General features: G+C 61.7%; 23 protein-coding genes and 1 pseudogene. 15 read left to right on the top strand and 9 right to left on the bottom strand.

Annotated features, from left to right (window positions below; genetic code table 11):
- Positions 1-84: 84 nt before the first annotated feature.
- Positions 85-606: a single-stranded DNA-binding protein gene (locus HB778_RS32820; protein ID WP_183459908.1), complete on the top strand. Its 522-nt coding sequence runs from the start codon at positions 85-87 to the stop codon at positions 604-606.
- Positions 607-754: 148 nt separating this feature from the next.
- Positions 755-1,180 carry an OsmC family protein gene (locus HB778_RS32815; RefSeq protein WP_183459906.1) on the top strand — a complete coding sequence of 142 codons (426 nt, stop codon included), beginning with the start codon at positions 755-757 and terminating at the stop codon, positions 1,178-1,180.
- A gap of 33 nt (positions 1,181-1,213) precedes the next feature.
- On the opposite strand, the gene HB778_RS32810 is transcribed toward HB778_RS32815, so the two are convergent.
- From HB778_RS32810 to HB778_RS32800, 3 genes are all read right to left on the bottom strand, one after another.
- Positions 1,214-1,843 carry a MarC family protein gene (locus HB778_RS32810; RefSeq protein ID WP_010909625.1) on the bottom strand — a complete coding sequence of 210 codons (630 nt, stop codon included), beginning with the start codon at positions 1,841-1,843 and terminating at the stop codon, positions 1,214-1,216.
- A gap of 104 nt (positions 1,844-1,947) precedes the next feature.
- The gene (locus tag HB778_RS32805; protein ID WP_183459905.1) at positions 1,948-2,325 is read right to left on the bottom strand and encodes a VOC family protein; all 378 of its coding nucleotides are present in this window, start codon (positions 2,323-2,325) and stop codon (positions 1,948-1,950) included.
- Positions 2,326-2,357: 32 nt separating this feature from the next.
- Positions 2,358-2,885: a hypothetical protein gene (locus HB778_RS32800; protein ID WP_183459904.1), complete on the bottom strand. Its 528-nt coding sequence runs from the start codon at positions 2,883-2,885 to the stop codon at positions 2,358-2,360.
- An 85-nt stretch (positions 2,886-2,970) separates the two neighbouring features.
- Between HB778_RS32800 and HB778_RS32795 the strand changes: the two genes are divergently transcribed.
- Positions 2,971-3,858 (top strand): helix-turn-helix transcriptional regulator, encoded by an 888-nt coding sequence (locus tag HB778_RS32795; RefSeq protein WP_183459903.1) that lies wholly within the window; start codon positions 2,971-2,973, stop codon positions 3,856-3,858.
- Here the strand turns inward: HB778_RS32795 and HB778_RS32790 are convergent.
- Genes HB778_RS32790 through HB778_RS43160 form a run of 3 tightly spaced genes read right to left on the bottom strand, consistent with a single transcriptional unit; the run spans position 3,822 to position 6,141 of the window.
- Positions 3,822-4,445: a ParB-like protein gene (locus tag HB778_RS32790; RefSeq protein ID WP_183459902.1), complete on the bottom strand. Its 624-nt coding sequence runs from the start codon at positions 4,443-4,445 to the stop codon at positions 3,822-3,824. The two genes, HB778_RS32795 and HB778_RS32790, sit on opposite strands and share 37 nt — an antisense overlap.
- On the bottom strand, positions 4,442-5,146 hold the full coding sequence (locus HB778_RS43165) for an STAS domain-containing protein (RefSeq protein ID WP_348524649.1): 705 nt from the start codon (positions 5,144-5,146) through the stop codon (positions 4,442-4,444). Before HB778_RS43165 ends, HB778_RS32790 begins: the two co-directional genes overlap by 4 nt.
- Positions 5,074-6,141 carry a SulP family inorganic anion transporter gene (locus tag HB778_RS43160; protein WP_348524648.1) on the bottom strand — a complete coding sequence of 356 codons (1,068 nt, stop codon included), beginning with the start codon at positions 6,139-6,141 and terminating at the stop codon, positions 5,074-5,076. Before HB778_RS43160 ends, HB778_RS43165 begins: the two co-directional genes overlap by 73 nt.
- On the opposite strand from HB778_RS43160, the gene HB778_RS32780 reads away from it, so the two are divergent.
- A complete protein-coding gene (locus tag HB778_RS32780) occupies positions 6,140-6,328 on the top strand; it encodes a hypothetical protein (protein WP_183459901.1) in 189 nt (62 codons plus the stop codon). The genes HB778_RS43160 and HB778_RS32780 overlap by 2 nt on opposite strands.
- Positions 6,329-6,352: 24 nt before the next feature.
- Entirely contained in the window at positions 6,353-9,157 is a 2,805-nt protein-coding gene (gyrA, locus tag HB778_RS32775; protein WP_183459900.1) for a DNA gyrase subunit A, read from the top strand.
- A 56-nt stretch (positions 9,158-9,213) separates the two neighbouring features.
- Here gyrA and HB778_RS32770 read toward each other — a convergent pair whose 3' ends face one another.
- Positions 9,214-9,366, bottom strand: a complete 153-nt coding sequence (locus tag HB778_RS32770; RefSeq protein WP_023764853.1) for a hypothetical protein — start codon at positions 9,364-9,366, stop codon at positions 9,214-9,216.
- A gap of 194 nt (positions 9,367-9,560) precedes the next feature.
- On the opposite strand from HB778_RS32770, the gene coaD reads away from it, so the two are divergent.
- The 7 genes and pseudogenes from coaD (at position 9,561) to tgt (ending at position 14,147) form a co-directional block, all read left to right on the top strand.
- The gene (gene coaD, locus HB778_RS32765) at positions 9,561-10,061 is read left to right on the top strand and encodes a pantetheine-phosphate adenylyltransferase (protein ID WP_183459898.1); all 501 of its coding nucleotides are present in this window, start codon (positions 9,561-9,563) and stop codon (positions 10,059-10,061) included.
- Between the two features lie 110 nt (positions 10,062-10,171).
- Positions 10,172-10,666, top strand: coding sequence for a peptidylprolyl isomerase (locus HB778_RS32760; protein ID WP_244662023.1), 495 nt, complete (start codon positions 10,172-10,174; stop codon positions 10,664-10,666).
- A gap of 28 nt (positions 10,667-10,694) precedes the next feature.
- A pseudogene (locus HB778_RS32755) lies at positions 10,695-11,206 on the top strand (peptidylprolyl isomerase).
- Positions 11,207-11,218: 12 nt separating this feature from the next.
- Positions 11,219-11,668, top strand: coding sequence for a DMT family transporter (locus HB778_RS32750; protein ID WP_183459894.1), 450 nt, complete (start codon positions 11,219-11,221; stop codon positions 11,666-11,668).
- A complete protein-coding gene (queA, locus tag HB778_RS32745) occupies positions 11,668-12,753 on the top strand; it encodes a tRNA preQ1(34) S-adenosylmethionine ribosyltransferase-isomerase QueA (RefSeq protein WP_183459892.1) in 1,086 nt (361 codons plus the stop codon). The genes HB778_RS32750 and queA overlap by 1 nt, the downstream gene beginning before the upstream one ends.
- Positions 12,746-13,015, top strand: a complete 270-nt coding sequence (locus HB778_RS32740; protein ID WP_183459890.1) for a hypothetical protein — start codon at positions 12,746-12,748, stop codon at positions 13,013-13,015. The genes queA and HB778_RS32740 overlap by 8 nt, the downstream gene beginning before the upstream one ends.
- On the top strand, positions 13,008-14,147 hold the full coding sequence (gene tgt, locus HB778_RS32735) for a tRNA guanosine(34) transglycosylase Tgt (RefSeq protein ID WP_183459888.1): 1,140 nt from the start codon (positions 13,008-13,010) through the stop codon (positions 14,145-14,147). The genes HB778_RS32740 and tgt overlap by 8 nt, the downstream gene beginning before the upstream one ends.
- On the opposite strand, the gene HB778_RS32730 is transcribed toward tgt, so the two are convergent.
- Positions 14,144-15,064: a hypothetical protein gene (locus HB778_RS32730; RefSeq protein WP_183459886.1), complete on the bottom strand. Its 921-nt coding sequence runs from the start codon at positions 15,062-15,064 to the stop codon at positions 14,144-14,146. The genes tgt and HB778_RS32730 overlap by 4 nt on opposite strands.
- A 214-nt stretch (positions 15,065-15,278) precedes the next feature.
- On the bottom strand, positions 15,279-15,692 hold the full coding sequence (locus tag HB778_RS32725; RefSeq protein WP_183459884.1) for a DUF4864 domain-containing protein: 414 nt from the start codon (positions 15,690-15,692) through the stop codon (positions 15,279-15,281).
- Between the two features lie 316 nt (positions 15,693-16,008).
- Here HB778_RS32725 and HB778_RS32720 point away from each other — a divergent pair, with 316 nt between their 5' ends.
- The 3 genes from HB778_RS32720 to HB778_RS32710 all read left to right on the top strand — a co-directional run bounded on the left by HB778_RS32720 (position 16,009) and on the right by HB778_RS32710 (position 18,245).
- Entirely contained in the window at positions 16,009-16,245 is a 237-nt protein-coding gene (locus tag HB778_RS32720; protein WP_010909609.1) for an Lrp/AsnC family transcriptional regulator, read from the top strand.
- A gap of 170 nt (positions 16,246-16,415) precedes the next feature.
- Positions 16,416-17,828 carry a circularly permuted type 2 ATP-grasp protein gene (locus HB778_RS32715; protein ID WP_032933458.1) on the top strand — a complete coding sequence of 471 codons (1,413 nt, stop codon included), beginning with the start codon at positions 16,416-16,418 and terminating at the stop codon, positions 17,826-17,828.
- Positions 17,829-17,936: 108 nt separating this feature from the next.
- Positions 17,937-18,245, top strand: a complete 309-nt coding sequence (locus HB778_RS32710) for a four helix bundle protein (RefSeq protein WP_348524754.1) — start codon at positions 17,937-17,939, stop codon at positions 18,243-18,245.
- Positions 18,246-18,269 lie beyond the last annotated feature (24 nt).

The following is an 18,269-nucleotide window of genomic DNA, read 5'->3' as shown; positions in this document are numbered from 1 at the left end:
GCCAGCCTTAGCAGGCGGCAGACGTGCGCAGCCTGTAAGGTGCTGCGACAAAAATTTGTTTTCGGATGAGCGCGGAGAAAAATCATGGCGGGTAGCGTCAATAAGGTCATTCTGGTCGGCAATCTCGGCGCGGACCCTGAAATCCGGCGCCTGAACTCGGGCGAGCCGGTCGTCAACATCCGTATCGCCACATCGGAAAGCTGGCGCGACAAGAATTCCGGCGAGCGCAAGGAAAAGACCGAGTGGCACAATGTCGTCATCTTCAATGAGGGCATCGCCAAGGTGGCCGAGCAATACCTGAAGAAGGGCATGAAGGTGTATGTCGAGGGCCAGCTGCAGACGCGCAAATGGCAGGACCAGACCGGCGCCGACAAGTACACGACGGAAGTCGTGCTGCAGAAATTCCGTGGCGAGCTGCAGATGCTCGACGCGCGCGGCCAAGGCGAGGGCGGCCAGGTCGGCGGTTATTCCGGTGGCGGCAGCAGCCGCGGTTCCGATTTCGGCCAGTCCAGCCCGAACGAAAGCTTCAACCGTGGCGGCGGCGCTCCCAGGGGCGGCGGCGGCGGCGGTTCGTCGCGCGAGCTGGACGACGAAATCCCGTTCTGATCGAAAGCAAATACCAGGCGGCTGACGTCGCCAGATGACTGACGTTACGTGATCGATACGCCCCGAGGGTCCTGATGGACTTTCGGGGTTTTGCGTTGTTGATTTGGCCTGACAGCAGGCGCGGTCAAAGGACTGAAAGGACAGGGCAATGAAGGCACGGGTAAAATGGGTCGAAGAGCGCACCTTCGTCGGCGAGTCCGGCAGCGGCCACAAACTGGTGCTGGGAACGGCCTCCAGCCCTGATGGCAAGACGCCTGGGCCGAGCCCGATGGAGCTGGTGCTGATCGGCACCGGCGGCTGCTCGGCCTATGATGTCGTGCATATCCTCGAAAAGGGCCGTGAGGCGGTCGAGGACTGCGTGGTCGAACTTGACGCTGACAGAGCCGAGACTGATCCAAAGGTGTTCACGCGCATCCATATGCATTTCATCGTCAAGGGCAGGGCGCTGTCGTCGGACAAGGTCAAGCGGGCTATCGATCTGTCGATCGAAAAATACTGCTCGGCCTCCGCAATGATGGCCAAGACGGCCGTGATTACGCACGATTTTGAAGTGATCGATACGGCGGCGAAGTGAGGGCAGTCGGCAGTCGGCAGTCCGGGCTGCCGTTCACCCCGCCATCAGTGCCTTGATGCCGTCCGCCACGAACTGCACGGCCAGTGCGGCCAGGATGACGCCGAGCAGGCGGGTCAGGATCGAGCGGCCGGTCTGGCCGAGGATACGGTCGATGCGTTCCGACAGCACGAACACCAGATAGGTGATGGCGAGGCAGACGAAGATGATGCCGACGAGTGCGGCCTGCGCCGCAAAGCCCTGAAACGAGCCGGAAAGCAGCACCGTCGCCGAAATCGCGCCGGGTCCGGCAATCAGCGGGATCGCCAGCGGGAAGGCGGCGATGTTGTGGATCATGTCCTTGGTGATGGCGACGTCGCCGATCTTCTCCTTGCGGTCCTGCCGGCGCTCGAAGACCATTTCGAAGGCGATGAAGAACAGCAGAAAACCGCCGGCGACGCGGAAGGCCGGCAGGGTGATGCCGAACACCGACAGGATCGAGGCGCCGGCCACCGCGAACAATGCCATCACCAGGAAGCCGATGACCGAGGCGCGCACCGAAACCTGCTGGCGCTCCTCGCGGTTCATGCCGCGGGTCACGGCGAGGAACAGCGGCGCCAGGCCGGGCGGGTCGATGGTCACCAGAATGGTGACGAAGGCATTGAACAGGCTGTCGAAACTCGGCATCGCTGACCCCTCCCGCCGGGCCGAGCCCGCGCTCCGATATTGGTAGAGCAAAGCCCGGTCGGTGGGAACAGTCGGGATCCGCGAAACTGCGGAACTCGGCCGGGTTAGCCGGCAACGCCGCAATAGGCCTCGAGGCGATAGCCGTCCGGGTCGATGACGAAGGCCGCATAGTAGTCGTCGCCATAGGCGGAGCGCAGGCCGGGCGAGCCATTGTCACTGCCGCCTTCGCGCAAGGCGGCGGCATGGAAGGCATCGACGCTGTCCCGTGTCGGCGCGGCGAAGCAGAAATGCAGGCCGGATTTTTCGTCCGCCGGCACCGGCCGAGCCGCCTCATTGACCCACAGCACGGCGCTTTGAGCACCATAGCCGAGCGAACCTGGTGACTGGCTGAGGCAGGTGTAGCCGAGCGGCTTCAGCGCTGCGTCATAGAAGCGCTTCGAGGTATTGGCGTCGCGGACACCGACCGAGATATGATCGAACATTGTTTTCTCCATTGTTACAAAAGGTTGTGATGTCATCTTGCAGATTGACGGCGCGCCAGGAACTCGACTTCGAGGTGCCAGTCCGCGCCGTCGTGCGAGCGCTCGCCGAGCCAGCGGAAGGAATTTTTGGTGATCCGCGAAAAACTCCAGCGCACCGATGCGCCAGTACCATCGGCGCCGACCTGCACGATCGTGTCGTCTTCGGCGCGACCGAGCTGGCGGCTGAAATATTGATTGCGCGCGTCGCTCCAGAAAATGTGCCAGGCGTCCGCAGTGGGATCATAGACCCGCAACGTCGTGCCGTAGAACGTCCACTTGCCCAGGGATGGCGAGGGGCCGGCGTCGCGCGCGGGCAGGATCCAGACGTCCTGGATGGCGCGGCCTTCCAGCACCCAGCCGAAATGCACCTCGCCACGCCCGGTCAGCACCGTGCCATCCTCGAGGTGGCGCGAGGCGTCGAACGTCCAAGCGCCGACGAAGCGGCCGTAAAGGTTCAGCTTTTCGGCAAGCCCGCCGTTCGGTCCGGGACTGTGCAGGGCTTCAGCAAAGGAGTCGAACATGGTTGCGGCCTCTTTCTGTCAGGAGACCGGGAGGAGTAGGCGCTCATGGGGTTCTGGGCTTGGGAAAAATTGCTATATTCCGGCCATGACAGCGACGACCCGCACTCTCGCATCCGGACCCGGCTGGCACGTCGCGGATGTGATCTGCACGGCCGGTGTAGGCGACCGGCCGTTCGAGGAAGCCCATCAGGATTTCTGCATTGCCGCGGTGACAAGCGGCACGTTCCGCTACCGCGCGCAACAAGGCACCGCGATGCTGGCGCCGGGCGCGCTCCTGCTCGGCAATTCAGGCACGTGCTATGAATGCGGCCACGAGCATGGCAGCGGCGACCGCTGTCTGTCGTTTCATTTCGGACCTGCCTATATGGAACGGATTGTCTCCGGCGTGCCGGGCGCCAGGACGCTCACCTTCGAGGCGCCGCGCCTGCCGCCCTTGCCGGCTCTGGCGCCGTTGCTGGCCGAGGCGGAAACCGCGCGCGAAATGGCCGACAAGGATGCCTTCGAGGAAGTTTCCCTGCGTATAGCGGGCGCGGCCGTGGCCACGGCTTGCGGCGCCACGCCTGTCAGGCACGGACCGAGCCGCCGCGACCAGAAACGGGTGGCCGAAGCCGTGCGGCGGATCGAACTGGATGCCGACGGGCCGGTTTCGCTATCGGCACTGGCGGATGAGACGGCGACCAGTCCCTATCATTTCCTGCGCATTTTCCGGCAGGTTGCCGGGATGACGCCCTACCAGTTCCTGCTCAAGACCCGCCTGCACCGCGCCGCGCTGCGGCTGCGCCTGTCGGATGATGCGATCGGGACCATCGCCTTCGACGCCGGCTTCAACGACCTGTCGACGTTCAATCGCCGGTTTCGACGTGTCATGGGTGAGACGCCAGGCGATTATCGCCGGTCAGGCGGCACCGCTATGCACTCGCCTCGGCCGAGGCAGGCTCAATCCGACGTCGGCCCGCACCAGCCCGGCAGATAGTCCGCGTCCTTGCCTTTGGCGAGCGTCAAGGCATCCTTCATCGCCTTGTCGAAGTTCTTCACAACCGCATTGCGGTCGATGCGCCGACGAAGGAAATCCGCCCAAATGAATTCGCTGAACGGCGTCGTGTCCTTGGCAAAGCCGCCTTGCCGGCGCAGTTCGCCCGCCATGCTTCGGTACGGATCGTCGATCAGCTCGCCGATTGTCTTCGGAATTGCCGAGTAATCGCGGCGACGGCCGTTCTCATCGAACGGGTGCATCCAGCCTCTGTTATCGAGCACGAAAAGAAACGCGTCCTTGTCGAGCGCGGACAGGTCGCTGATCACAGTCACCAGCACGTCCTTGACGCCTTCCTCAAGCAGGGCGCGAGCGAGGTGATGGTGATCGGTGACGTAGTTGCGATTTTTGGGACCCAGTACGACCGGCACCATGTGTTTGCCGAGAAAGGCGCCGGTCTTCTTCCTGGCGTCCTGTTCCCGGATCATCTGGCGCTTCAACGCAACTTCTCTCATGCCGACCGTTATCTGCGTCGGCCTCAATTCCTCGACGGGAACCGGCGTGACAATGGGTTCTCGGGGGTCAATCATGGCACTCCATCCTGTTCTTGCTGCTGCTGTTTGCCCGGACCAAGTGATTTGATCGCCGCGTCGACGCTGTGGAATATGTGCTGCGTGCCGACCATTTCAGCGATGCCGAACCGCTTCAGCGCCGCCTGGGCGCGCAGCGATTCAAGCCGCGCTATGGCAAAGACCGCGCCGGCCTTGCGGCAATGAAGGATGGTGTCGATCAGCGCCTGCGCGGCGGTATAGTCGATTTCGACGATGTTGCTGGCCTCCAGCACGACCAGTTTCACGGTTTCGTTCCTGGCGTCGATGAGATCGCATAGCCCACGCTTAAAGCGGTCGGCATTGACGAAGGACAGCGGCGCCTGGAAGGCCGCGACCAGCACGCCCGAGAGTTGTTCGCCGGCACTGGGCTTACCCGGTGGCCACCAGACGGAAGTGCCCGGCACCTGTTCGAGCTCGATCGGCTCCGTGCGCGTCGCGCTCCATATGCCATGCAGCAGCGACAGGCCGATGCCGACCGCCACGCCGGTCTCGATCGGCAATACGACGATCGCCGCCATGGTGATCAGGATCAACACGAATTCGACCGGTGCCTGCCGGTAGACGCTGGCGAACACTTTCCAGCGCAGAATGTGCTGGGCAACGAACATTAGGACGCCGGCAAGGGCGGCCTGCGGAACATTGGCGAGCAGGCCGCCGCCAAAGGCACCAAGCGCCAGCACGATGGCGCGGCAATGAGGCCGGACAGTTGCGAGCGGCCGCCCGACTGGGAGACGATTGCCGTGCGCGGTGGGCTGGCATTGACGGCAAAGGCACCGAACAGGCCGGCCGCGATGCTGCCGGCGCCGACGCCGACGAAATCGCGGTTGACGTCGGGATCGCCCTGTTGCGGCACGAAGGAGCGTGAGGTCGCCGCCGTCTGCACCATGACGACAATGGCGATCAGCAAGGCCAGCGGAACCAGCGCCTGCACGTCATCGAGGCCAGCCTCCGGCAGGTAGGCTCGCGGAAGGCCGTTTGGCAAGGCGCCCAGCACTTCGACGCCACGATCCCTGAGGCCGAAGACGGCGACCGCAAGCGTGGCAAGCACCATGCCGATCAAGGCGCCGGGAATGCGGGCGCTGATGCGCTCGGCGCCAAGCACGATCGCGAACACGCCAATGCCGAGCCCGAGGCTCCAGGGGTTGGTGAGATGGAGATTGCCGGCGATCTCGCCGACACGGCGCAAGGTTTCACCGCTCTCTGAAGGCAGGCCGAGCAGCCCGGGCATTTGTGAAACGATGATGTGGACGGCGATGCCGGCCAGAAACCCCGTGGTAACCGGCACCGACAGGAGATCGGCGATCCAGCCGAGGCGAAAGATGCCGCTGAGCGTCACAATCAGCCCGACCATCAATGCCAGCATGGCGGCCAGCGCCAAATAATGCGGCGAGCCTGATGTGGCGAGCAGCGCCAGGCTGCCTGCGAACAGCGGCGTGATGGTCGGATCCGCGCCGGCCGAGAGATGGCGATTGGCGCCGAACAGGGCAAACGCCACCGAACCGGCAACAAAAGCGAAGAAGCCGACCTCGGGAGCAAAGCCGCCGAGCCGGGCCGTTGCCATCTGCTCGGGAATGGCAATCGCGGCCAATGTCAGGCCGGCGACAAGATCACCATTGAGATCCCGGGGCTGCCAGCCGCTCAGTGCCTGAAATGGCAGCCACCGGCGCCAATTCATGGTGCTCGCGGCTTTTGCTTGGGGAATTTGGTCCATTGCCGGCTTTTGCCTTGGTGGCGGCGAAAAGCGTTGTGGCCATATCGTCGCAATCTGCGGTATCCTTTTGAAATTACCATCAAAAATGACACTGGAAAAGTGGCGCGAACATTGGAGTTTCGGCCGCGCTTCCTATATAAGCGGTGAGTGATTCCTGATTAGATTGTGATCCGATTTGACCGACCAAAAGACACCGCGCGGCGCCGACGGCGGCCCCACCGGCATCGAGCCCATCTCCATCATCGAGGAGATGCAGAGCTCCTATCTCTCTTACGCCATGAGCGTGATCGTCAGCCGTGCGCTGCCGGACGTGCGCGATGGCCTGAAGCCGGTGCATCGCCGCATTCTCTATGCGGCGCATGAGAGCGGCTACCACTGGAACCGCAAATATGTGAAATCGGCCCGCCCGGTCGCCGACGTGATGGGTAAATACCATCCGCATGGCGACGCCTCGATCTACGACGCCTTGGTGCGCATGGCGCAGGACTGGTCGCTGCGTGTGCCGCTGATCGACGGGCAGGGCAATTTCGGCTCGATCGACGGCGATCCGCCGGCGGCGATGCGCTATACCGAATCGCGGCTGACCAAGGTCGCGCATGAGCTTCTGGAGGATATCGACAAGGACACCGTCGATTTCCAGGACACTTATGATGCCTCGGACACCGAACCGAAGGTCCTGCCGGCGCGCTTTCCCAATCTGCTGGTCAACGGTTCCGGCGGCATCGCCGTCGGCATGGCCACCAACATCCCGCCGCACAACCTCGGCGAAGTCTGCAACGGCGCCATCGCCGTCATCGACAATCCGGCGATCGATCTGCCGGCGCTTATGGAGATCATTCCAGGGCCGGATTTCCCGACCGGCGGCATCGTGCTCGGCCGCTCCGGCATCTACAGCGCCTATTCGACCGGCCGTGGCTCCATCGTCATGCGCGGCAAGGTCAACATCGAACAGCGCGGCAACGATCGTGAATCGATCATCATCACCGAGGTTCCCTATCAGGTGAACAAGGCCTCGATGATCGAGAAGATGGCCGAACTGGTGCGCGACAAGCGCATCGAGGGCATTTCCGACATCCGCGACGAAAGCGACCGCCAGGGTTATCGCGTTGTCATCGAACTGAAGCGCGATGCCGTCGCCGACGTCATCCTCAACCAGCTTTACCGCTTCACGCCGCTGCAGACCTCTTTCGGCGCCAATATGGTGGCGCTGAATGGTGGCAAGCCGGAACTGTTGACGCTGATCGACATGCTGAAGGCGTTCGTGTCCTTCCGTGAAGAGGTCATCACAAGGCGCACAAAATTCCTGCTGCGCAAGGCGCGCGACCGCGCCCATGTGTTGGTGGGTCTGGCCATCGCCGTCGCCAATATCGATGAGGTCATCAAGCTGATCCGCACGGCGCCGGATCCGCAGACGGCGCGCGAACAGTTGATGGAGCGGCGCTGGCCCTCGGGTGATGTCGAATCGCTGATCCTTTTGATCGACGATCCGCGCCACCGCATCAACGAGGACGGCACCTACAATCTGTCCGAGGAACAGGCGCGCGCCATCCTCGAATTGCGCCTGCAGCGCCTGACCGCGCTCGGCCGCGACGAGATCGCCGACGAATTGAACACGATCGGCGACGAGATCAAGGACTACCTCGACATCCTGTCGTCGCGCGCGCGCGTCCAACAGATCGTCAAGGACGAGCTCGCCGCCGTGCGCGACGAGTTCGGCACGCCACGCCGCACCGAACTCACCGACGGCGGCGCCGACATGGAAGACGAGGACCTGATCCAGCGCGAGGACATGGTCGTGACGGTGAGCCATTCCGGCTACATCAAGCGCGTGCCGCTGTCGCTCTACCGGGCGCAGCGACGCGGCGGCAAGGGCCGCTCCGGCATGTCGACCAAGGAAGAGGATTTTGTCACCCGGCTGTTCGTGGCCAACACGCACACGCCGGTGCTGTTCTTCTCCTCGCGCGGCATCGTCTATAAGGAAAAGGTCTGGCGGCTGCCGATCGGCAATCCGCAGTCACGCGGCAAGGCGCTGATCAACATGCTGCCGCTCGAGCAGGGCGAACGCATCACCACAATCATGCCGTTGCCCGAGGACGAGACGAGCTGGGGCGAACTCGACGTGATGTTCGCCACCACGCGTGGCACAGTGCGCCGCAACAAGCTGTCCGACTTCGTCCAGGTCAACCGCAACGGCAAGATCGCCATGAAGCTGGAGGAGGAAGGCGACGAGATCCTCGGCGTCGAGACCTGCACCGACAATGACGATGTGCTTTTGACCGCCAGCTCCGGCCAGTGCATCCGCTTCTCGGTCGGCGACGTGCGTGTCTTCCAGAGCCGCAACTCTGTCGGCGTACGCGGTATTACCATGGCCGAGACCGACCGCATCATCTCCATGTCGGTGATCGAGAATGTCGATGCGCCGCCGGCCGAACGCGCCGCCTATCTCAAGCGTGCGGCGGCCGAACGGCGGGCTGCCGCCGGCATCGCCGCCGGTGAAGAGGAGGAGATCGCGCTGACCAATGAGGAGGTCGGCGAGGAGACGGAGCTTTCCGACGAGCGCTACGAGTTCCTCAAGGCGCACGAACAGTACGTGCTAACGGTGACCGAATATGGCTACGGCAAGCGTTCGTCGTCCTATGATTTCCGCCTGACCGGCCGCGGCGGCAAGGGCATCCGCGCCACCGACGTGTCGAAGACGGCTGAAATCGGCCGGCTGGTGGCGACCTTCCCGGTCGGCAATGACGACCAGATCATGCTGGTTTCGGATGGCGGCACGGTCATCCGGGTGCCGGTCAACGGCATCCGTTTCGCCAGCCGCGCCACCAAGGGCGTGACCATCTTCAATACGGCTGAGGGTGAGAAGGTGGTTTCGGTCGAGCGCATCTCGGAACCGCAGTCGGACGAGGAAAGCGAAGAGACCATCGAGGGCGGTACGGAGTCTGCTCCCGAGACTGACGCCGGTCCGGATAGCGCTGAATAAGTCCAGACATAGCAACGCCGGCCCCTTGGCCGGCGCGGCAGCAAGTCTGGACTGAGTTAGTAGTGACGATATGGCTTGCGCGGGCCGAAGCCTTCGAAGCGCTTGGTGGTTGCCTTGACGCGGACGCGTTGTGCCTCCTGATGCAGCCCAAATACGGTGGCGATCAGCATGGCGACGGTCATTGCGGTGGCGAGCATGTAGATCAGCATATGCGTGTTCTCCTGCGCCTTACAACGGATAGATGGGATTTTGGTTTCATCTTATTAAGGTGCAACCTAGTGAACGCTGCGTGAAGGCTTCGTGATCAGCGTGTTCATCTGTCGTTCATGCGCCGGAAAAGGTTCACGGCCTTCGCGCCGATCGGATTTGCCTTTGCGAGAGAGGCTCGCTAGAAGCACCTGCCATGACTGAACGCACCGCCCTTTACGCCGGCTCCTTCGACCCGCTGACCAACGGCCATCTCGACGTGCTGAAGGCGTCGCTGGCCGTGGCCGACATCGTCTATGCCGCGATCGGCATTCATCCGGGCAAGAAGCCGTTGTTCTCCTTCGAGGAGCGGGTGCAGTTGATCGAAGCCGCCACGAAAGCCGAATTCGGTCGCGATAGCGCCCGCATCAAGGTGGTCGCCTTCGACGGGCTGGTCATTGATGCTGCCAGGAGAGAGGGCGCTTCGATCATGATCCGTGGCTTGCGCGACGGCACCGATCTCGATTACGAAATGCAGATGGCCGGGATGAACGAGACCATGGCGCCCGAGTTGCAGACGGTTTTTCTGCCCGCCAGCCCGTCGGTACGCACCATTACCGCCACACTTGTGCGCCAGATAGCCTCGATGGGCGGCGACATCCGCCCCTTCGTGCCGGCGGCGGTCGCTGGCGCGCTCACCGCCAAATTTGCAAAATAAGTTTCTCGGAGAAGACCATGCAGCTGAAAAAGCTTGCCTCGTTCCTAGTCGTGCTTGCCGGTCTCGTGACCGCGTCTGTCTCGGCCTATGCCGCCGATCCCGAAAACACCATGATCATCACGCTGAAGGACGGCGACGTCACCATCGCGCTTCGGCCCGATCTCGCGCCCAAGCATGTCGCGCAGATCAAGAAGCTGGTGCGTGACCATGCCTATGACAATGTCGCTTTCCATCGTGTCATCGACGGCTTCATGGCGCAGACCGGCGACGTCAAGTTCGGCAACATGAAGAAGGGCTTTAATGCCCAGGCCGTCGGCACCGGCGGTTCCGACCTGCCCGACCTGCCAGCCGAATTCTCGCAGACCGAGCACTACAAGCGTGGCGTGGTCGGCATGGCCCGCTCGCAGGATCCGAACTCCGCAAATTCGCAGTTCTTCATCATGTTCGCGCCGGCGCCGCCGCTCGATGGCCAGTACACCATCGTCGGCAATGTCGTCAGCGGCATGCAACTGGTGGACCACATCAAGAAGGGTGACGAGGCGGACAACGGTACGGTCTCCGACCCTGACCAGATGATCAAGGTGCGCATCGCCGCCGACAAGTAATTTCTGTTTTCTCAAAAGGATATCTGACATGGCTGAAATCAAGGACCGCGAGAACGCGCTCATCCTGGAAACGACCAAAGGCAAGGTCGTCATCGAACTTTTCCCCGACCTGGCGCCCGGCCATGTCGCCCGCATCAAGGAACTGGCCAGGGAAGGCGCCTATGATGGCGTCGTTTTCCACCGCGTCATCGACGGCTTCATGGCGCAGACCGGCGACGTGAAGTTCGGCAATTCGAACAAGCCGACCTTTGCGCCTTCCCGCGCCGGCATGGGCGGTTCCGACAAGCCCGACCTGAAGGCTGAATTCTCCAACGCCAACCATGGCGCGGCACCTGCTCGATGGCGCGTGCGCAGAACCCGAACTCGGCCAATTCGCAGTTTTTCATCTGCTTCGACGATGCAGCCTTCCTCAACCGCCAGTACACGGTCTGGGGCCAGGTCATCGAAGGCATGGACAATGTCGACAAGATCAAGCGCGGCGAGCCGGTGGTCGATCCCGACAAGATCGTGTCTCTGAAGGTCGCGGCAGACGTCAAGTAAGGCGAAACGGCAATGATGGGCGTCGTCTGGTCGCTTCTCGGCATCCTGTCCGGCGCTTTCATTGCCATCCAGGCCCCGATCAATTCGCAGCTGGCGCGCGACCTGGGTCTCCCAGTCGCGGCGGCTGCGTTTTCGTTCCTGTCGGGTGCGATCGTGCTCGGCATCATCTCCGTCACGGTGGTGAAGCTGCAAGGCATTTCGCTCGACTGGAAGGCGCCGGCGCCTTGGCTGTTCGTCGCCGGCGGCATGCTCGGCGGCTTCTATGTTACGCTTTCGACTATCCTGACGCCGCGCATCGGCGCCGCCGCGCTGATGGCGTTCCTGGTGGCCGGCCAGCTGCTGGCCGGCATGCTCATCGACCGTGTCGGTTTCCTTGGCGTCGCGGTGCGTGAAATCTCGCTCGGCCGCGTCGCCGGCGCGGTGCTGCTCTTGGCCGGAGCGCTGCTCATCCGGCTCTACTGATGCGCGTCGATCTCTTTGACTTCGATCTGCCGGAAGAGCGCATCGCGCTCCGCCCGGCGGAGCCGCGCGACAGCGCCAAGATGCTGGTGGTAAAACCGGGTGAGTCGCTAGACGACCGTACGGTCGGCGACCTGCCATCCTTGCTCAGGGCCGGCGATGTGCTGCTGTTCAACGATACCAAGGTCATTCCGGCGCAGCTCAAAGGCATAAGGCGACGCGGCGAAGCGGCGGCGCAGGTCGAAGCGACACTTCATATGCGCGTGGCGCCGGACCGCTGGCTGGCCTTCATGCGGCCGGGCAAGCGCATTGCCGCCGGCGATCGCATCCATTTCGGCCATGACGGCAATTCCTGCTTCCTCGGCCAGCTCGACGCCACGGTGATCGAGAAGGGCGAGGGCGGTGAGGCGCTGCTCGGCTTCGACCTGTCGGGGCCGTTCCTCGACGAGGCGCTGCACGCCGTCGGCCACATTCCACTACCGCCTTACATTGCCTCGAAGCGCGATGACGACGAGCGCGATCGTGCCGATTACCAGACTATTTATGCAAGGGAGGAAGGCGCCGTTGCCGCGCCCACTGCCGGCCTGCATTTCACGCCGGAGCTTTTTGCGGCGCTCGACGCCAAGGGGGTCGAACGCCACTTCGTGACCTTGCATGTCGGCGCAGGCACGTTCCTGCCGGTCAAGGTGGACGATACCGCCGACCACAAGATGCATGCCGAGATAGGTTCGGTCAGCCGGGAAACAGCCGACGCGCTGAATGCAGCCAAAGCGAGGGGCGGGCGCATCATCGCTGTCGGCACGACCTCGCTGCGGCTGCTGGAGAGTGCGGCGCGCGAAGACGGTACGGTGCCTGCGTGGTCCGGCCCGACCGATATCTTCATCACGCCCGGCTACCATTTTCGCACCGCCGACATGCTGATCACCAATTTCCATCTGCCGCGCTCGACGCTGTTCATGCTGGTTTCGGCCTTCAGCGGCCTCGACACGATGCGTGCGGCCTATGCGCATGCCGTTGCGAACCGCTACAGGTTCTACTCCTATGGAGACGCAAGCCTGCTGTATCGAGCGGAGACGAGCGATGGATGATGATCTTGAAGCCCTTGACCGCGAAAGCCTGATCGCCGAGGTGAGAAAACTGCGCGCCGGCATTCGCGCGCATCGCGACACATCGGGCCACGATCTTTGCTGGCACCACCCCGATTTGTGGGACCTGTTGCCGGAGAAAACCGAACCGGCAATCGCCGTGCCGCCCTGGCCCAAATTCATGCGCGGCTGCATCCAATACCGGCAGTCGCTCGACAGACAGGCGCCTGACGCGCCGATCCACGACAAGGAATTCAATGGCTAAGCCGTTCAGCTTCAAGGTCCTCGCCACCGACGGCAAGGCGCGGCGCGGTCTGATCGACATGCCGCACGGCGAGATCCGTACGCCGGCCTTCATGCCGGTCGGCACCGGCGGCACCGTCAAGACCATGTATATGGACCAGGTGCGCGGCGTCGGCGCCGACATCATCCTGGGCAACACCTATCATCTGATGCTGCGCCCTGGCGCCGAGCGTGTGGCGCGGCTTGGCGGTTTGCATGAATTCGCCCGCTGGCCGCATCCGATCCTGACCGACAGCGGCGGTTTTCAGGTGATGTCGCTGTCGAAGCTCAGGAAACTGACTGAGAAAGGCGTCACTTTCCGCTCGCATATCGATGGCGCGCCCTACGAAATGTCGCCGGAGCGCTCGATCGAGATCCAGGGCCTGCTCGATTCCGATATCCAAATGCAGCTCGACGAATGCACGGCGCTGCCGGCCGAGCTGAAGGAGATCGAGCGCGCCATGGAGCTGTCGCTGCGCTGGGCCGAGCGCTGCAAGACGGCGTTTGGCGACCAGCCGGGCAAGGCGATGTTCGGCATCGTGCAAGGCGGCGACAATGCGGCGTTGCGCGTGCGTTCGGCGCAGGCGCTGAGCGCGATGGAGCTGAAGGGCTATGCGGTTGGCGGCCTAGCGGTCGGCGAGCCGCAAGCGGTGATGCTCGAGATGCTCGACATCACCTGTCCGGAACTGCCTGATAACAAGCCGCGCTATCTCATGGGCGTCGGCACGCCCGACGATATCCTGAAATCGGTGGCGCGCGGCATCGACATGTTCGACTGCGTGATGCCGACGCGGGCCGGCCGGCACGGCCTGGCCTACACCAGGCGCGGCAAGGTCAATCTGCGCAATGCCCGCCATGCCGACGACCCGCGCCCGCTCGACGAGGAAAGCGACTGCCCGGCGGCGCGGGACTATTCGCGCGCCTATCTGCATCATCTGGTGCGCTCACAGGAGGCGCTAGGCGCCATGCTGCTGACCTGGAACAATCTTTTCTATTACCAGAAGCTGATGCAGGACATCCGCGCTGCGATCGAAGCCCAAACCTTCGAAGCCCGCGCGGCGGAGATTTCCGAGGGCTGGGCGAGAGGCGATATTCCGGCGGCAGTGCGGTCTTAATCACGTTTGTCTGGACTGTTTTTGGGGCGCAACTTTACCTGCTGATGCCAATCTTCAAAAGTCATCCACCCACGCCGCTCATTGAACCACTCAGTCTCAAGCCGATCTAATATCTTGGCGTTTTCCGGCTTGAGCATTTCAAAGCCATACCGGCGATTGGCCTCATCCAATAGCCCGCGCATTACACCGTTATTGCTACAATCCTCCGGAAGAGGAAACAGAGCCGCAATATGCGCCTTAATTCGACCGACAATTCCGGGGCCTAAGAAGCCGATGTTGTTGTATGCGTCGCAATAGTATGCCCAGAGATCTGGGTCATTGTTCCGTATATGCTCGAGCAAAATAATGGCCTGCTCTTCATTCCATTCGACTTCGCCATTAACAACTTGCCGATGTTTCTTTATGTGCGCCGACAGATTTTCCCTGCGCAAGAGTCGATTTTCAGGCTGCCACATGGAAAAGTGAAAAGTACGCGAATTGGCAAATCGAAAATCAACCACGCCGGCACGATAATGCTTCCGATGGAGGCCGGGAAACAATTCCTCAATGAATAGATAGATGCGATCGCTCATCGCACTCGAAATGAACCCATTGTTGCTCTCGGCATCAAGATAGGCCTGCCATTCCTCAGGATGGCGCTCCTTGTAGGATGTAATGATGAGGTTGATCTCCCCGGGAGTCCATTCCTTGATCCCCAAAATTCGACCTGGGAAGGTTTCGCGAACTTTGAAAGGAATTGATGCACCCTGTTCGATTTCGGGCGTCGCCTTCTTCATTTTTGGTGAATATCCACGGGTTACATAGTTGCGGCGAACAAATGAACGATGGTTCACCGCCCAGAACACGAGCATCAAAAGCGCCGTAAGCCAAACAGCGGAAAAAATCGCTTGAACGACGGCGAAATCCAATTCCCTCATGCAATTCACACAATAAGGTCGTTGCCGAGAAAACATCATCACCATAGCACATCCACATTCTGTGATCATGGTTCAAGTGAGTATTCCGCAATCCGCTAAAGCAATGAAGCGTATGCCGTCGAACGTGGTGACGGCTCCGCGAAGTGCTAACCGCACCGTCTGAAGCTTGATCCCTTCAAGACGTTCCGAACATCCACACGCCTTAAATGGAGTCTCAAGTACTCAGCGAATTCGACGCGCGCAGGCTGCAGCCGGTGATCTGGAAGGTGCCGTCGGGCTGCTGCTGCAGCGTGTAGACCGCCTCATAATCCTTGCCGTCGGGGCCGACGATCAGCACCTGCTGGATGATCGATCCTGGACCTGTCTGCTCGACCTTGCCAAAGGCATAGGACTGCGGCTTGCGCACCGGCGGGTAGCCATTGGTCACCATGTTCATGAAAGCGTCGACGGTCGGGAACACCTGCTTCACGTTGGGAGCGGCGAAGCTGTAGGCCTTGGCGCCGTCATCGGCCAGCAGCGCCTTCAACTGGCCATCGATGACAGCCTGGCCTGCCTTGATTTCGGCATCGCCGGCAAACGCCGAGAACGCCAGCATGACGAACGCGAATGCGAAAAAGGCGCGGCGCATGGCCTGTCTCCACTGTCCCTCTAAAGATGCCTCCGGAAAAAGCCAGGAGACATCCTAACATACGCGCGAGGGCGCTTCACGGTTTCAGCGTCCGCCAATATTCGTCCTCGCCGTGGCGGATTCCCTGTGCTTAAGCTTCCTTTAAGGTGGGGCGCTCGTCGGCGGCCGGCTGTTCAAGCGCGGCATGCCGGTTGTGGAGCTGCGCGAGGCCGTGGCCAGGGCCCGCGCCGGCTCAGCGCGCATTCCAGTGCTTGAAAGGCCGCCTCCAGTCTGCCAGAAGGGCCGCTTGGACTTGGACGTTTAGCGGGACGAAGCCATGAAGGCGTTTTTCGTGCAGATCAAATGCGAGTTGGGCAAATCCTACGAGGTTGCCAGCGCGCTTGCCGATGCCGAGATCGCCTCGGAGATCTACTCCACCGCCGGCAATTACGATCTGCTCGCCAAATTCTATGTCGATGACGAGGAAGACGTCGGCCATTTCGTCAACGAGAAGGTGCAGATTCTCCCCGGCATCAAGGACACGTTCACGGTCGTCACCTTCCGCGCCTTCTAGCCGGGAAGGCATCTGCCCGGGCACGAGGCAAAGCCTGATCAAGGTCATATTTCAGCTGCCCAAACTTTAGGCAGCCGCAACATACTGATCGTCGCGATCTCCCAAATCACCGATTGCGCTTGATTTTCTGCGGCGACGCCAGTGAAATGGCGTCACAGGGGAGTATGCGATTGGCAGCGTTCGATGAAATGCTTCCGGAAGTCTCCGGATTGAGAAGACCGTATTCGGCTTATGACCGCTGGCTGAAGGAGCAGGATCCAGCCAGACTTACCGAGAAGATGCAGGACGCCGAACGCGTCTTCCGCAAGACCGGCATCACCTTCGCCGTCTATGGCGAGCAGGAGGCGTCCGAACGGCTGATCCCGTTCGATATCGTTCCTCGCATCATTTCAGGCAATGAGTGGCGGCGCCTGACGCAAGGCATCGAACAGCGCGTGCAGGCGCTGAACGCCTTCCTCGACGATATCTATCATCGCCAGGAAATCCTGCGCGCCGGCCGCGTCCCGAGGGACCTGATCGCCAAGAACGAGGCGTTCCTGCCTGAGATGATCGGGGTGCGGCCGCCAGCCGGCGTCTACACCCACATTATCGGCGTCGACATCGTGCGCATCAGCGAAGATGAGTTCTACGTGTTGGAGGACAATGCACGCACGCCGTCCGGCGTCTCCTACATGCTGGAGAACCGCGAGACGATGATGCAGCTGTTCCCCGAGCTGTTTCAGAAGATCAAGGTGCGGCCGGTCGAGAACTACCCGCAGCTGCTGCGCCAGTCGCTGGCGGCGGTTCGGCCGCAGAGCACCAAGGGCGCGCCGACCATCGCGGTGCTGACGCCCGGCAGTTTCAACTCCGCCTATTTCGAGCATGCCTTCCTTGCCGACCAGATGGGCGTGCAATTGGTCGAGGGCCAGGATCTGCGTGTCGTCGACGGCCATGTCGCGATGCGCACGACCGAAGGCTACAAGCAGATCGACGTGCTCTACCGCCGCGTCGACGATTCCTTCCTCGACCCGCTGACCTTCCGGCCGGATTCGGCGCTTGGCATACCCGGCATCATGGATGTCTACCGCGCCGGCAACATCACCATCGCCAACGCGCCGGGCACCGGCATCGCCGACGACAAGGCGATCTATTCCTACATGCCCGAGATCGTCGAATTCTACACCGGCCGCAAGGCCATCCTCGGCAACATCCCAACCTGGCGCTGTTCGGAGCCGGACAGCCTGAAATATGTGCTCGAACACATCCATGAACTGGTGATCAAGGAAGTGCACGGCTCCGGCGGCTACGGCATGCTGGTCGGCCCGGCGGCGACCAAGAAGGAATGCGAGGCCTTCGCCAAGAAGTTGGCGGCGAAGCCTTCGAACTACATAGCCCAACCGACACTGGCGCTGTCGACCTGCCCGATCCTGACCGACAAGGGCCTGGCGCCCCGCCACGTCGACCTCAGGCCTTATGTGTTGGTTTCGGACCGCATCCAGATCGTGCCCGGCGGCCTGACGCGCGTGGCGCTGAAGGAAGGCTCGCTGGTGGTCAATTCCTCGCAAGGCGGCGGCACCAAAGATACCTGGGTGCTGGATGATTGAAAGAGCGAATAGAGAGTAGCGAATAGCGAGTAGGGAAAGAGAGGGGATACGACGGCGATCAATTCCTACAGGGACCTGATTGTTTGGAAGGCGGCCCTAGGGTTGGCAGTGAATTGCTACTCGGCCACGAAAGGCTTTCCGAACAGCGAAGTATACGGAATGACCTCTCAGATACGACGCTCGGCTGCTTCCATTGCAGCAAATGTCGCTGAAGGTCACGGGCGAGAAAGTACAGGAGCCTTCATACAGTTTCTTCGTGTGGCGCAGGGCTCACTAAAAGAGTTGGAGACACATATCATCCTGTGTGGAGAGGTAGGATTGATGGTCGAAGCGGAGGTCGCCAACTTGCTTGGCCAGGCCGACGATATTGGGAAAATGCTGCGTTCGATGATCAGGAGCCTGCAACAGAAGTCATGAAAAATTCTTTCCCCTACTCGCTAT

It is taken from the genome of Mesorhizobium huakuii, from assembly GCF_014189455.1.
Taxonomy (GTDB): domain Bacteria; phylum Pseudomonadota; class Alphaproteobacteria; order Rhizobiales; family Rhizobiaceae; genus Mesorhizobium; species Mesorhizobium huakuii_A.
Note: the sequence above shows the minus strand (reverse complement) of the source record. Positions and strands in the feature narration are given on the sequence as shown.

What these genes read in the sequence shown, in the direction of transcription:
- HB778_RS32820 (WP_183459908.1), top strand. Translation starts at nt 85, where the DNA reads ATGGCGGGTAGCGTCAATAAGGTCATTCTGGTCGGCAATCTCGGCGCG.
- HB778_RS32815 (WP_183459906.1), top strand. Translation starts at nt 755, where the DNA reads ATGAAGGCACGGGTAAAATGGGTCGAAGAGCGCACCTTCGTCGGCGAG.
- HB778_RS32810 (WP_010909625.1), bottom strand. Translation starts at nt 1,843, where the DNA reads ATGCCGAGTTTCGACAGCCTGTTCAATGCCTTCGTCACCATTCTGGTG.
- HB778_RS32805 (WP_183459905.1), bottom strand. Translation starts at nt 2,325, where the DNA reads ATGTTCGATCATATCTCGGTCGGTGTCCGCGACGCCAATACCTCGAAG.
- HB778_RS32800 (WP_183459904.1), bottom strand. Translation starts at nt 2,885, where the DNA reads ATGTTCGACTCCTTTGCTGAAGCCCTGCACAGTCCCGGACCGAACGGC.
- HB778_RS32795 (WP_183459903.1), top strand. Translation starts at nt 2,971, where the DNA reads ATGACAGCGACGACCCGCACTCTCGCATCCGGACCCGGCTGGCACGTC.
- HB778_RS32790 (WP_183459902.1), bottom strand. Translation starts at nt 4,445, where the DNA reads ATGATTGACCCCCGAGAACCCATTGTCACGCCGGTTCCCGTCGAGGAA.
- HB778_RS32780 (WP_183459901.1), top strand. Translation starts at nt 6,140, where the DNA reads ATGGTGCTCGCGGCTTTTGCTTGGGGAATTTGGTCCATTGCCGGCTTT.
- HB778_RS43160 (WP_348524648.1), bottom strand. Translation starts at nt 6,141, where the DNA reads ATGAATTGGCGCCGGTGGCTGCCATTTCAGGCACTGAGCGGCTGGCAG.
- HB778_RS32770 (WP_023764853.1), bottom strand. Translation starts at nt 9,366, where the DNA reads ATGCTGATCTACATGCTCGCCACCGCAATGACCGTCGCCATGCTGATC.
- coaD (WP_183459898.1), top strand. Translation starts at nt 9,561, where the DNA reads ATGACTGAACGCACCGCCCTTTACGCCGGCTCCTTCGACCCGCTGACC.
- HB778_RS32760 (WP_244662023.1), top strand. Translation starts at nt 10,172, where the DNA reads ATGATCATCACGCTGAAGGACGGCGACGTCACCATCGCGCTTCGGCCC.
- HB778_RS32750 (WP_183459894.1), top strand. Translation starts at nt 11,219, where the DNA reads ATGATGGGCGTCGTCTGGTCGCTTCTCGGCATCCTGTCCGGCGCTTTC.
- queA (WP_183459892.1), top strand. Translation starts at nt 11,668, where the DNA reads ATGCGCGTCGATCTCTTTGACTTCGATCTGCCGGAAGAGCGCATCGCG.
- HB778_RS32740 (WP_183459890.1), top strand. Translation starts at nt 12,746, where the DNA reads ATGGATGATGATCTTGAAGCCCTTGACCGCGAAAGCCTGATCGCCGAG.
- tgt (WP_183459888.1), top strand. Translation starts at nt 13,008, where the DNA reads ATGGCTAAGCCGTTCAGCTTCAAGGTCCTCGCCACCGACGGCAAGGCG.
- HB778_RS32730 (WP_183459886.1), bottom strand. Translation starts at nt 15,064, where the DNA reads ATGAGGGAATTGGATTTCGCCGTCGTTCAAGCGATTTTTTCCGCTGTT.
- HB778_RS32725 (WP_183459884.1), bottom strand. Translation starts at nt 15,692, where the DNA reads ATGCGCCGCGCCTTTTTCGCATTCGCGTTCGTCATGCTGGCGTTCTCG.
- HB778_RS32720 (WP_010909609.1), top strand. Translation starts at nt 16,009, where the DNA reads ATGAAGGCGTTTTTCGTGCAGATCAAATGCGAGTTGGGCAAATCCTAC.